General features: G+C 60.5%; 9 protein-coding genes. 1 reads left to right on the top strand and 8 read right to left on the bottom strand.

Translation table 11 applies throughout. The annotated features are described in order from the left end of the window. Positions 1-603 precede the first annotated feature (603 nt). On the bottom strand, positions 604-3,669 hold the full coding sequence (locus HF916_RS17305) for an acetoacetate--CoA ligase (RefSeq protein WP_168790099.1): 3,066 nt from the start codon (positions 3,667-3,669) through the stop codon (positions 604-606). Between the two features lie 413 nt (positions 3,670-4,082). Between HF916_RS17305 and HF916_RS17300 the strand changes: the two genes are divergently transcribed. Continuing rightward, positions 4,083-5,309: a GDSL-type esterase/lipase family protein gene (locus tag HF916_RS17300; protein WP_168790098.1), complete on the top strand. Its 1,227-nt coding sequence runs from the start codon at positions 4,083-4,085 to the stop codon at positions 5,307-5,309. Between the two features lie 90 nt (positions 5,310-5,399). Here HF916_RS17300 and HF916_RS17295 read toward each other — a convergent pair whose 3' ends face one another. From HF916_RS17295 to HF916_RS17265, 7 genes are all read right to left on the bottom strand, one after another. Continuing rightward, positions 5,400-5,567: a hypothetical protein gene (locus HF916_RS17295; protein ID WP_168790097.1), complete on the bottom strand. Its 168-nt coding sequence runs from the start codon at positions 5,565-5,567 to the stop codon at positions 5,400-5,402. A gap of 306 nt (positions 5,568-5,873) precedes the next feature. Further along, complete coding sequence (locus HF916_RS17290) at positions 5,874-6,071, bottom strand: hypothetical protein (protein WP_168790096.1); 198 nt, start codon at positions 6,069-6,071, stop codon at positions 5,874-5,876. Between the two features lie 454 nt (positions 6,072-6,525). Next, positions 6,526-8,178, bottom strand: coding sequence for a glucosamine inositolphosphorylceramide transferase family protein (locus HF916_RS17285; RefSeq protein ID WP_168790095.1), 1,653 nt, complete (start codon positions 8,176-8,178; stop codon positions 6,526-6,528). A gap of 43 nt (positions 8,179-8,221) precedes the next feature. Continuing rightward, positions 8,222-10,039: a glutamine--fructose-6-phosphate transaminase (isomerizing) gene (gene glmS / locus HF916_RS17280; protein ID WP_168790094.1), complete on the bottom strand. Its 1,818-nt coding sequence runs from the start codon at positions 10,037-10,039 to the stop codon at positions 8,222-8,224. A 177-nt stretch (positions 10,040-10,216) separates the two neighbouring features. Continuing rightward, positions 10,217-10,915 carry a FadR/GntR family transcriptional regulator gene (locus HF916_RS17275; RefSeq protein ID WP_168790093.1) on the bottom strand — a complete coding sequence of 233 codons (699 nt, stop codon included), beginning with the start codon at positions 10,913-10,915 and terminating at the stop codon, positions 10,217-10,219. 182 nt (positions 10,916-11,097) lie between these two features. Beyond that, on the bottom strand, positions 11,098-12,234 hold the full coding sequence (locus tag HF916_RS17270; protein ID WP_168790092.1) for an MraY family glycosyltransferase: 1,137 nt from the start codon (positions 12,232-12,234) through the stop codon (positions 11,098-11,100). 313 nt (positions 12,235-12,547) lie between these two features. Beyond that, positions 12,548-13,609 carry an EpsG family protein gene (locus HF916_RS17265; RefSeq protein ID WP_168790091.1) on the bottom strand — a complete coding sequence of 354 codons (1,062 nt, stop codon included), beginning with the start codon at positions 13,607-13,609 and terminating at the stop codon, positions 12,548-12,550. Positions 13,610-13,901: the final 292 nt, after the last annotated feature.

Here is a 13,901-nt window from a genome sequence, read left to right as displayed (position 1 = left end):
GCGCTCTCCGGATCGACGCTTCTGGTCTTCTGGAGGCGAATCTGTGGCGGGATAGTACTGGAGAAGATCGGACACGCAAGCATGGCGAAGCCGTTCCCACCGCGAGCAGGTCAAGCGCATTCATTGGACGAACGACGTATCCGGCATTTCAACAAGAGCGAAGAATGGTCCCGTATTTATGCATATATAGATAAATGAATCGCGCACATTCTATTTTCGACAATACGCACTGGAACTGCCAAGGCGCTTCGACTCGCGAGAGCTCTTCGACGAAGCGCTCGAACAAGGCGTTTGCTTCGCGCCCGGTGATGTCTTCTCCGCAAGCCGGCGCTTTCGCAATTGCCTTAGGACTTCACAGAATTTCCTTAGATTCCCATCATTGCCGCGCCTTTCCTGCTCATCATCGGGTCCTCATCGAGGCACCCGCGCGACAGCGCACGGACGCCCTGACTTCGTCGATCTCAGTTGAGGGGAAAGAGCTTCATGACTATCAGTCTTCTTGTCGTCGAACCGGATCAGACGGTCCGGGATCGATCGCGTGCGCAGTTTCAGATGAACCAGATCGTGATATCGGTGCTGTACGGTGCACCGTCCTTCGACTTGCTACGCGCCGGCCAGCCTACGCGCGAGCGTATCGGCCACCGTGGCGAGGTTCGGTTCGACAACGAGGTCGGTATGTGCGCCGTTGATGGTCTTCACCAGCAGACCGCTCCTTGCGACGCGCTGCCAGGCCGGCAGCGGATCGCCCTGCCCGCCCTCCCTGCCGGACGCGCGCACGTACACAATCGGGCTGCCAAGATAGCGGCGCGGACGATACGTCGCCATTGCGACGCGCATCGACTCGCGTACCTGCCGCAGTACCGGCGGCAGCCCCTGTGTATCGGCTGCCGGCCTGGAGGCCATCCTGCCGAGCCGCATGCGAATCCGGTCGGCGGCTCCGAACACCCTGTCCTTCATATAGGCAAGGCGACCGCGTGCGGAAAGCGCTCGGAACGCTCGCACGCGCTCCGCCATGATTTCGCCCTGGAAGCACAACCACTCATGCAACGGCAAATAGCGTTCATCCACGTAGGTATCGAGCAGACACAGCAACTCGATCTTCTCGCCCGCCGCGACAAGTTGCTGCGCTATCTCGAACGCGACGAGCCCGCCAAACGAATAGCCGACCAGCGCATACGGACCGCTCGGCTGCACAGCACGCATCTGCTCGACATAGACGCTCGCCATCTCCTCGACGCATCGCTGTGGCTCCTCGTCGCCATCGAGCCCGCGCGCCTGCAGACCGTACACAGGCCGCTCGCTCGCCAGCGCGCCGGCCAGCGTCAGGCACTCCATGACTGAACCCGTGATGCTATGAAGCATGAAGACCGGTCTTCCGCGACCCGCACGCATCGGCACGACGTTGGGATGCGCGTCCTGCTTGCGCGCGCCCGTGATGACGGCCGCGAGCCGCGCAATGGTCGGCGCGATGATGAGCGTCGCAAGCGGCAGGGTTCGGCCGGTTGCCAGCCGTATTTCGGCGAGCATCTGCGCGGCGAGCAGCGAATGGCCGCCGAGTTCAAAGAAGTTGTCGTCGAGACTGACCGGCGAGAAGCTGAAAAGCTGCTCCCAGAGCGCGCATAGATAGACTTCCACCTGCTCGGCCGATTCGCCGGGTTCCGGTAACTCGCGACGTGTGCGGGCAAGCGCGGGATGTGCGCTGATCTTCTCGACGCATCCGGGGTTCGCCAGCGACGACAGGTTGCGCACCGGCAGGCCGTTCGCGGCATCGCGCGCGGCCGCCTCCGAGGCCTTGCCATTATGCGTGACGGGCAGCGCTTCGACTTCGGCGATCACGTCCGGCACGAGCGCCGCCGAACCCTGCAGCATCAGCTCACGCCGCACGCGCGAAGCGAGCGCGGCGGTCATCTTCGCGCCCCGGCGCAACACGAGCAGCAGCACGACGCGCTGGCCCGGTCCGCTCGCGTCATAGGCAGCCTGCGCGACGACCATCGACTGATGGATCTCGCCAATACTGCTGACAATGCGGTAGATCTCGCCGGGGCTCACGTTGATGCCGCGCACATTCAGAACCCCGTCGCTGCGCCCGTGCAGGCGCGCCGATCCCTGCGCCGAAAACTCGATGATGTCGCCGTGCGTCCACACGCCCGGGTTCGCCTTGAAATAGGCGGCGTGAAAGCGGGAGCCGTCCGCGTCGCCGAAGAAGCCAAGCGGGCGCGACGGGAACGGATTGACGCAAACCAGCTCGCCGGTCATGGAGGTGAGTGCGCCCTCGTTCCACGCCTGAACATCGAGGCCGAGACTCCTGCACTGTGCTTCGCCTGCATAAACCGGCAGATTCGGATTGCCGAGCACGAAGCAGCCGATGATATCGGTGCCTCCGGAAATCGACTGGAGCTGCAACGGCTTGACGTATGCGCGCACCCAATCGAACTGCGAGTCGTAGAGCACGGCGCCCGTCGACATCATCGCGCGCAGCGCATCCAGTCCGAACTGCTCGCCGGGTTTCAGGCCCGCGTCCTCGCACATCTTCAGATAGGCGGGACTCGTGCCGAATACGGTCACGCGCTCATCGGCGACCAGCCGCCAAAGCGTGTCGACTTCCGTAACCGGTCCGTCGTACGTGACGATCTCGACGCCCGAAGCCAACACTGACAACTGCCAGTTCCACATCATCCACGAGCAACTCGTGTGAAAGTACAGCTTGTCGCCAGGACCCAGGTCGCTGTGCAACTGATGCTCTTTCAGATGTTCGAGCAAGGTGCCGCCGGCACCGTGCACGATGCACTTGGGCTTTCCCGTCGTGCCCGACGAGAACATGATGAAAAGCGGATGATTGAACGGAAAGCGCCGCCATTCGAACCGTGCGGCGTCACCCTGAACGATGAGATCGCGCAGCGAGTGCTGAGACTGGCTCACCGTGCTCGGCAGCGGCGTTTCATCCAGGCAAATGACGTTGGTGAGCGTCGGCAACGCCGCGGCCACTGCGGCGACGTGTGCAGCGATCGAGCCGGCCGTATCGAATGAGCGCTGCGTCGTGTGCGCGAACAGCATGCGCGGCTCGAGTGGCTCGAAGCGGTCGAGGATCGCCTGCACGCCGGTTTCAGGCGCCGCGGTGGAGAGCGTCGCGCCCAGCGCCGTCACCGCGAGCGCGGTGATGATTGCCTGTGCGTCGTTTCGCATCATCGCGACCACGCGGTCGCCCGGACGCAGACCGAGCTCGTTCAGCGAACAGGCAAGGCGCGCGACCCGGTCGCGCAGCTCGCCGCGCGTCATCGTTTCGCGGCGGCCATCGGCGTAACGGGCGGTGACTGCCGGCGACTCGTCCGGCGCGATCTTTCGCCCAAGAACGCTTTGTGCGTAATTCAGCTCGACGTTCGGAAAGAAACGCGCGGTCTCGCATTCGTCGCCGACACAGGCCGGTTCCGCCTGACCGCACCATTCCATTCCCTCGGTCCACTGCAGAAAGCACTGCCAGAACCGGCGGAATTCGCGCGTCGAATAAGCATGTAGTTCTGGATAGTCCGCGAAACGCTCACCGGTGAAGTTTTCCAGCGTCGCGGCGAAGCGTGACATGCGCGATTCTGCGACGCGCTCCGGCAAGTTCTGAAATATGGGTTCGCGCGCATACATGCGCATGCTGGCCCCGACGAAATTCTCGTGATTCATCCCGTGCACCGGTAGTGGAATAAAGCGTTATATGTATTTATCTGCCTGTCGGCCGGCGGGCGCCGGCGAACAGTCGCATTCCGACAATGCCTCGTATTTGGTCTTGGGCACTCTACTCTCGCAAACAGATTACTGCGCGAGACAACGATGCTATGTGCGACCTCACACAAAATTACATGCGTCGCCGAGCAACGTCTCGCGGCGCGATCTTTTGACCACCTGTTCGGTTCGGGCAGGCGATTTGATTCGCTCGCCGCCGGGCACAGTGTTGTCTACCGCACCGAACTCATATGCAAAGAACGTTTAAATCGAGAGATAGCGATCAAGCCAACAAAAAGGGGATCAGGCTTGTGCGCTGCGTCTGCAAAAGTCATTGCACTAGCCGAAGCTCGGCCTTCCACGAGGAACAGAATGTGAAACGATGGATCCCGGCGCTTCTGAAAGCGGCCCTAGTCATCTTTATCGTGCTGCCTGATGCAGCCAGCAACCGTGTGCAAGGCGTCGAGCCGTCCGCGGCCTGGATAGGCACGTGGTCGGTTTCGCCCTCCATCACCGACGATGCCGGCTTCAATAACCAGACGTTGCGGCAGATCGTGCGCACCAGCATCGGCGGGACGTCGGCGCGAATCCATCTGTCGAACCTTTTCGGCTCGGAGCCGCTGGTAATCGGCGAAGCGCGAATCGCGCGGCGCGCGCGAGGTCAGGAAACGGCGGTCGGCAGCGACCGCGCCGTCACGTTCGGCGGTCAGCCGAATGTGACGATTCCCGTGGGCGCCTCGGTCGTGAGCGACCCGGTCGCGTTCGAGTTCTCGCCGCTCACCGATGTCGCCATCAGCCTCTATCTACCCGTGCAGACGGCTCCGCGTTCGACAGGCCACGTCGACGGCCTGCAAGACATGTATATCGCCGCTGGAGACGTTGGCGCCGACCCGGCCTTCACCGGCGGGAGCACGCCCTCCCCAGGCGGCCAGTCCTACTATTTCTTGACGAATCTCGACGTACTGAACCCGGCCGCAACGGGCGCGGTGGTCACGTTTGGCGCTTCCATAACCGACGGCCTCGTGTCGAGCGTCAATGGAAACCGTCGCTGGCCCAATCGCCTCGCAATACGGCTGCAACAGGCTGGCATGACTGTGGGCGTGCTCAACCAGGGCATCAGCGGAAATGACTTCTTCACCAATAACGCCGGACAGGCTGGTCTTAGACGCTTCAATCGCGACGTGCTCCAGCAACCGGGCGCGAAATGGGTGGTCATCTCGGACGATGCAATCAACGATCTGAACACCGACAACCCGTCCACGGCTCCCCGGTTGATCGGCGCATTGCGACAGCTCATCGAGCGCGCGCACCGCGCCGACATCAAGGCGATCTGCTCGACGCTGACGCCCTTTGCCGCAACGGGCGCCATCGAAGCTGCGCGTCAGGACGTGAACGCCTTCATCCTGAGTTCGACAAGCGGCTGCGATGCGGTACTCGATCAGGCGAAGGCAGTCAGCGACCCCGCCAATCCCGCTGTTTTGCTGCCGGCCTATAACAGCGGCGATAACCTCCATCCGAACGAGGCGGGCTTGCAAGCCATCGCCGACGCGATGGATCTGGATGCGCTCACGGCCGGGGGGCCGCCCGTCCAGGCGCCCTGATGATGCGGTCAGAGGATCGCCCGGTGCGAGAGCCGCTTCACCGCAACCTGCGAGCCGAGGGCGAACTGAAGGTTGCGCAGGCGAAGCAACTCATTTACGCAAGCACCTTCGACGTCCGCTTAGTTTTCGCGCTCCAGCACCGTTCTTCAGAATCTTCTTTTTATTGGACGTAAATAACAGGACATCCATCACCGCCAGCAGCGAGAGCACGACAATCGCGACGAAAACAACCGTCCCGATGATGCTCAAAAGTGTCATATGTCCTCCGTGGGTTAAGGGAAACGCGGACCGATGCGGACTTTATCATTCCCACGGGGCGTGGCCGCGATTTGCAACGCTGCACGCTCCGCCACACCCGATTCGCCGGCTCAACCCTGCATTCTCCTATAACGCTCCATTAAGTTGTTAGCAAGACACGCGCGTCCAGCCTTGGCCTCCCTGCGGTTCAGGGCGACGATGAGCCCTGCGCTATATAGCGGATGCCGGCATCCGCTAAGCCGCAGCAAGAATCGCATTCTTAAGAGTATACCCATAGCGGCATTCACCACTCCCGATCATCGCCCATTAGCCGGGTTGTTTATTGTCCGCGCATTCTTGCGCAGTTTGATTTCTGTGTGCGCGGCGCCGCAGAAGGGGCACGCCTTTAGCTTCAACATCGGCATCAAATACATCAAAACGGGGGGGACCAAAGTGGCAATCAGTAAATTTGAGGCACCAGGTTGAGTCGCCTGGATTGAACGCTTTACCGCCGTTCACGCCCATAAATCAATTCCAATATGCAGGCTCGCCATGTTCACATCAACCACAATTATTCTCATCGTTTCCGTATGGGTCACCGTCGTAGTCCTGCTTTGGCTACTGGTTCGCAACGGTTCAATACGAGAGCGAGAGGAATACGAAAAGCCGGCCGCAAACAAAAAGAAGGCGCGTGCCGCGTCCGAACGGCGCTATGGGGATGCCGATAACGGTCTCGCAGACTCGCCGGAGATTCATGGGCCGTCCGGAAGAAAGAGAACGCCTTGATATAGACGGACGCGAATTATGACAGCCCCCCGCGCGATGCGGGGCCGTGCGCTTCAATGGTCCTGTATGCGGGATTCGCTGTGTGAAGTCTGCGACTTTGCTTGATGACTCGCTGCCGCGAGCGCGTTGCGCGGGCTGCCTGGATATATGATCGCCGGTAGATCCGACGCCGCGCGCCGGATCCGGCAGTGAGTCACACCTTACCGCGCTTTTTCATCCCGTCGATGAGGGTCAATCTCCCCACCCGGTTGAACGTGTGTACGCGATCTATGCTGGCGTCCCAGTTTGCTTCAATCCGGCTTGCCGACGTTTCCTTATAGGTGGTCTCGTCGATAACGTCGATACGCTGAAACGACAATGCGCGCCCGTATTTACCACTGCAGTCCTGCGCGGGCCGATACCACTGCCCGTGATGCTCGAAGATGCTCCCTGCCGGGCGAGCAGTCCTGATATCCGACACGATCGGGTTGCAGGGATGAGGATGCCAGTCCTTGCTCAACAGCGTATCCGACCAGAACAGAAACAACTCATCGGACAGCGGTGCGTGCTCGTTTTCCCGCATGCAGGCGAAGAGCCAATATTTACCGTCGTGACGCCAGATCGTCGTGTCGACGGCCATGACGTCATCCATCAGGTTCATGACATGTTCCCATTGATCCGGGAACCGCGTGCACCGATAAAGCTCGATGGCCCTGCTCTCGTTCGTCTCCGGAATCATATAGAGTTCGCCGCCCTCCTCCAGCATGAAAGGATAAGACAGGTGATAAGGCCGCTCCAGAATCTTCACGGGAGGCAAGATCGGCTGGTCGTTTGCATCGAAACGGATAACCGAAAGGTGCCCCCTGTTCTTCGAGTATTCGAGTTCTTCGATAAAGACCGCATACTCGCCATTTCTTTCGACGACAAACGGGTCTGCCCAGAAGCGGTCCTTAGGCGGCACCAGTTGCTTGAATTCGAAAAGACGCTCAGGGAGATGATCGTTCTCGCCGAAGTGGTACAGCAACATCCACTGTTCGAACTTGCGCAGCCCGCTTGCCTTCTTTGCGACGGTTCTCGCCATCAACTGGCCAATGAACTTGCCACAGGTGCCGCTGGTCGGCTCGGCGATTTTTTCTCCGGAATAGAACGCCGGTGGCGTATCAGCCTGCGTGTATTTCAGCCTGAAGTTGTCTTCGCCGATCTGCCTGAGCTCGCGCAACTTTCGCGGCGCGAACGAAAGCGTCTTCCAGTAGCAGTGGCTGCGATTCCTGTGAATCGACACAGGATAGGTCATCGACCATGATCTTTGCAGCGTATGCGGCCGTTCGCCTGCCCGGGTCTGAAACTGCAAGGCGGAGGCTGTCGTTGTCCGGTCCAGAAGAATGTCCCACACGCCGACCGGTCCATCGCGTTCGACAACTTCATCGCCATGCCGATACGACCAGATGCCGCAGGAAGCCGTATCGAAGATCTCGCCGCACGGCCGCAACGGGCCCAGCCGCAGGAATACGGTGATGCCATGCGCGGCGATTTTCGCCAGGTCGCGAGGATCGAAATGATCCCCGCATTCCTTGCTCTCCACCTCGACATTCAAGGTCGGGACATTTGGCAGCGCCAGGGCCAGGGACTCGGTCCTGAATGCGTCATGTCCAACCTTGACGAGCCGTTTGTCGAGCGCCATCCACAGCGATAAGGGCCACGGACCGGCCTGCGAAGCAGTTTTCCTTGCCGGCCGCCGTTGATACGCATATTTGACGACAAGGGCGATCTCCATCCCCTGCTCAGCGGCAATCAGTCCGAGCATGTGATTCACCCAGGCCGGCAACGCAATGTCGTCGACGAGAACCCCAACCTTTATCGTGTTCATCGCGGATTGTCTTGATGGATCAATATGCAACGTGCCCCGCGCTTCATTCCACCGTCACCGATTTCGCGAGGTTGCGCGGCTTGTCGACGTCGGTCCCTCGCGTGCACGCCGTGTGATACGCGAGCAGTTGCAAAGGCAGCACGTGCAGGATCGGCGACAACGCCCCGTAGTACTCGGGCATCTGAATGACGCGCAGCCCTTCCTCGCTGGACAGATTCGCATCGGCATCGGCGAAGACGTACACCTGGCCCCTGCGGGCGCGAACCTCCTGAATGTTCGACTTCAGTTTCTCCAGCAAGCCGTCGTTCGGCGCGGTCACGACGATCGGCATCGCGTCGGTCACGAGCGCAAGCGGTCCGTGCTTCAGTTCGCCGGCGGGATACCCTTCGGCGTGAATGTACGAAATCTCCTTGAGCTTCAACGCGCCTTCGAGAGCGATCGGGAAGTGCGATCCGCGGCCGAGGAAGATTGCGCTGTCCGTGCGCGCGATCTCGTGCGCCCACGCGATGATCTGCGGTTCGCGCGCAAGCACGCCCTGCAGCGCCGTGGACAGGCCCGAGAGCTGCGAGCGATAGCTCGCTTCCTGCTGCGCATCGACGTACCCGCGCGAGCGGCCGAGCGTCACCGCGAGAACAAACAGCGCCACGAGTTGCGTGGTAAACGCCTTGGTCGATGCGACACCGATCTCGGGACCGGCTTGCGTGATGAACGACCAACGCGACTGCCGCACGATCGCGCTCGTCGCCACGTTGCAGATCGCGAGCGTGTGGTCCTGACCGAGCGATTGCGCATGCATCAGGGCGCCGAGCGTATCGGCGGTCTCGCCCGATTGCGAAATCGGCACCACGAGCGTGTTCTTGCCCGGGATCGTCTCGCGGTAACGGTATTCGCTGGAAATCTCGACCTGCGTCGGGATCTTCGCGATCGACTCGAACCACGTCTTCGCGGTCAACGCGGAATAGTGACTCGTGCCGCAGCCGAGCAGCAGGATGCGGTCGATCTGTGCGAACGCCTGCGGGTCGGTTGCCCCGAAGAGCGTGGCGTCGAACGCGCTGTTGCGGGGGAACGTTTTGGACACAGCCAACGGCTGCTCGAAAATTTCCTTCTGCATGAAATGACGGTACGGCCCGAGCGCCGCCTCGGTGGGCGGGTGGAGCAAAGTGCGCGCCTCGCGCACGACCGGCTGGCCGTCGCGGTTCATGATCCGGGTGCCGCTGTGGGACAGATCGGCGATGTCGCCGTCCTGCAGGAAGATGAACCGGTCGGTTACGTTGGACAGCGCAAGCGGGTCCGACGCAAGAAACGATTCCTTGCCGTTTATCCCGATCACGAGCGGCGAGCCATACCGCGCACCCACCACGCGCTCCGGCTCGGATTTGCAGAAGACTGCGATGGCATAGGCGCCGCGCAGTTCGCTCACGGCGCGACGCACCGCTTCCGCCAGATCGCCCTGGTAGTAACTGTGAATCAGATGAGCGATCACCTCCGTGTCCGTCTGACTCGCGAATTCATAGCCCGCGGCGCTCAGGGTGAGCTTCAGCGCCTCGAAGTTCTCGATGATGCCGTTGTGAACGATCGCGATCTCGTTCTTCGAGAAGATGGGATGCGCGTTCTGGGTCGCCGGCGCGCCGTGCGTCGCCCACCGCGTGTGCGCGATGCCCGTCCAGCCTTCGAGCCCCATCTCGCGGACCTCGAGATCCAGAGAGCGAACGCGCGTCAGACTGCGCACGCGGTGTGGCGCGCCATCCCGCAGCACTGCCACGCCGCAGGAGTCGTAGCCGCGGTATTCCAGCCGCCGCAAGCCTTCGAGCAATACCGGAACGACGTTGCGTTCCGCGATCCCAGCCACGATTCCACACATATTCCCCTCCGATGGTTTAGTCCGTTGCGCGACTCAGCCTTGTTGGAATATCGCGTGGACTTCATAAAGCGTGCTTCGTTGCGCTAAAGCTGTCCGTTGCTTCGCGCATCCTTCTTCTCTATAGGCATCCGAATTAATTCAGACACCGCCCGACAAATGCGGCGACCGACACTCGGCTCAAACCGTTTCCGCAAGCAGCTGGTCCGCGCTATGGCTGATGAGTTGCATCATCGCCGCCTTCGCCCCCTCCGCATCGCCAACCTCGATCGCGCGCACGACCTTGCCGTAGTCGGCGACCCGCGCGTCGTACGCGAGCGCTTGCATGCGGGAGATCGGCTGCATGGCCTTCAGCCCCATCCGGACGATATTGCCCATCTGGCTGAGCAACGTGTCGCCGCTTGCGTCGATGATCGCCACCTGCAACGCGTCTTCGGCGGCCTTGCGCGCGACGGGATCCCCGCTCGCCTGCTGGAGATTCTGATACATGGCGGCGATAGCAATGCGCTGATGCCGGTTCGCCCGGGTGGCCGCGAACGCAGCCGCACGGGGATCGACGAGCTTGCGGAATTCGATCAGCCCGTGCAGATACTCCGGATCGGGCGTGGCGCGAAGCCGCCACTCGGCAACTTCATGATCGACGATGAGCCAGTCTTTCGTCGGCTTAACGCGCGTCCCCGTCTTAGGCCTGACATCGAGAATCCGGCGCGAAATCAGGATGCTGATCGCTTCGCGCATGATTGAGCGGCTCACTCCAAGCTTCTTCGAGAGGATGACCTGCGGAGGAAGCATGTCGCCGTCGTAATCCCCGTTGATGATACCGGTCACCACCTGGTTGACCACTCGCTTGACAAGCGATGTTTCGTATCCGTGGTTCATTTTCTTTTCTCATGGCCCTTTGAGGCGTTACCTGCGAGGTCCGCCTTTTCTCGGATCCTCGCCGTGGTTTTCAAGGCTTTTCCCCGTGCCTTTGTATGTTCATATGGTGCATCGGGTTTCGCTCCCGCAACGTACGTCCTCACACACTGCCTGCGTAAATGAATGGAAATCGCAGCGCCACGTCAGTGGCGCGGCTCCTCGGCTCCGCGCGGCGCGACAACCGGTGCGTGCCCCGTGATCACCAGCCAGCGCGGCGTCCTGGTGCGCACGATCGCCACATAGATGTGAACGTAGATCGTGACGAAGGCGATCGTTGCCCCGGCAAGCGCGATAGGCGTGTCCCAGAAGAACGTAGCCGGCACGATACCGACGAGGCTCAGCACCCACAGATAAACCGAGGTGCATGAATTGCGCAGCGCGCGCCGGCGCAGATTGCCACCGTCGATACCCTTTCGCACGACACGCCGATACACGAGCGTATGCAGATGAAGTCCGTCGGGGGCGCCTGCTGGCCTTCCGCGCACGATCCTGCGGCGATAGATGGAAAAGAGCGTCTCGAAGGTCGGATAGATTGCGACGGCCATTGCGTACCACGCCGACACGTTCGGGTTGCGCACGATCAACAGGACGAGCAGCTCCGCCATGATGAAACCGATGAAATAAGCCCCGCCATCGCCGAGGAAGACGGAAGGCACTGGAAAGTTCCAGAGCACAAAGCCGCCGATCGCTCCGATCATCGTCAGTGCCATGCTCATGACGAGCCAGTCGTTGACGCTGTGGGCGACGTAGCCGATCGAAGCGAAGATCAGCATGGTCACCACCGAGGCGAGTCCGTTGAAGCCATCGATGATATTGACCGCGTTCGTGAGCCCGGCGACGCCGAGCATCGTGAAGCCGATCCCGATCGGCACGATGCGCAGCCACTGATCGACGAGCGGCAAATCCACCCGCGTGAGCGTCGCGTGCACCAGCAAGCAGGCCGCGAGCGCCGAAGCGAGCGCGCACAGCAGCCGCACTCGCGGGCTCACGCGCTTGGTCATGTCCTCGATCACGCCGCCTGCGAACGCCGGCACGGCGCACAACAGGAGCAGCAGTTGGCCCGTCCCGGGGGCGGTCGCCCACAGCGGCTGGATGACCGGAATGACAGTGGCGGCGCATGCAATGCCAATTCCGCCGATTCTTGGCACCGCATAGGCGTGGTTCTTCTGGATGCCGCGCAAGTCGTGGTCCATCGTAAGCGACCCGTGCAACCCCGAACTTCGTACGATAAAAAAGATAACCAGGAATGAGACAACAAAGCCAAACGCAAGATTTAACATCTCGGTCTCCAACATAAACGGAGGAATTTTTATTTTCTTGTCGCTTTAATGCATGTTTAGGACAAGGTTAGTGATGCACACCGTCTCTCACTTTGAATCTTTCCTCTGTGGCATTCCCAACACAACCCGGACACGATCATTTTATGAGCCGACAAATAAGCGTAAATACGACGTGCCACGGCATACGCCGACTCAGGTTATCGACGCATCGGAATATGTCTATGAAATGACGATTGCCCGCTCTTGCGCCCGCTACGGAAAGGAGGCGCGCTTCGCATCGGCGAGCGTTACTTAGGGGCTACTGGACACCCGCTCAGAGAAAGTACTTATAAGTGTCCAGCAGATAGTTCTTGTGAATGTCGTAAGTCAAAATAGCCAGGATAAAAGCGACGGTCCACAGGACCAGCGAGTTCTTGATGCGGATCTCCGGCAGCATGAAGGCCAACAGCAGCGGTCCGTAGTAGACGATGCGCTGGGTCCCGAACGGATAGACGAAGAAGGAAATGATCAGGAACATGAGCAACCCGACATGCATGATCGCGATCTCATGGACGACCATTTCGCGCGCGATGTGCTCGATATGCTTTCGACGCAGCACGATCACGAGCATCGGTACGATCAGATAGAGAGCGAGCGATATCAGGAAGTTCAAGGTGAATTCTTCCTGCTGGGTGTATTCCTCGAGCCGGCGGCCGCCGAACGTGTTGAAAAGCCACGCTGACGCCAGCGACATCGCAAGCGCCGCGCCCATCACGCCCACGATTGCCAGCGCTTTGCTTCGCCTCATGAGAAAGTGCGCGAGAATCAGGAACAAGGCCGGATACGCAAAGGTGGTGTGAACAATGCTGGCGAGAAGCGCGCCTCGAATGGGCTGCTGCCGGCACATCGCGAAGTACATGGCGATCGACAGGGCAAATCCCTGGCGGATCTGGAATAACCCGACCGTCGCGAGGCCGGTGGGGATAAGCGCCCATAAAAGCAGGCCGAGAAGCGGCCGGCGCGTCCGGCTAAGGGCAAGCGCCATGAGCACGTTCAGCACGACAACCGTCACGCGTACCGCGGTGTCCGGTGAGAAGCCCAGTGCATCGATGCCTAGCACCCAAAGCCGCCAGCCGAGTTCATCCGTGATCGTCTTCACGATGAAATACACCACCGACTGGCTACTGGACCAGAGATGAACGATCCAGAGCGGATCGGCATCCCTGAAGTACGCAACGTAATTGTCCTGATCGAGCAACATGCTCCGATCGCCGACGGCGATCTTGCACAGGATGAACGCCGACAATGCCAGGAATCCGAGCATGGACGGACGCAACCACCGGTAGCCGATTGGATGGATCTGGAGCTTCGTGTTGAGTTGTTCTGCCACTTTCATCCCTCTCTTGCCTTTCAGCTTGCCAGCGCTGCGCAAACCGGAGGAGGTGCGTTGATTTTTATGCCGCTCAGACGTGCTCTCGGTAATCGCCGTTCAGCGGACCGCGCTCGGTGATCGGTATTGCTATCGGGCCATTGGATGGCCTTGAAACTAACTTTGCCTTACGCCCTTGCACGCTATCAGGTTTTGGTTGGACATTACGAGCGGAACGGCACATAAGACTTGCATCGATTCCGGAGCGTCAGTCCGTAGACTTGTATAAACAATAAATCGCATCCGGGAATGACCAAGG

It is taken from the genome of Paraburkholderia aromaticivorans (assembly GCF_012689525.1).
Taxonomy (GTDB): domain Bacteria; phylum Pseudomonadota; class Gammaproteobacteria; order Burkholderiales; family Burkholderiaceae; genus Paraburkholderia; species Paraburkholderia aromaticivorans_A.
This window is presented reverse-complemented; position numbering and strand designations above follow the sequence as displayed.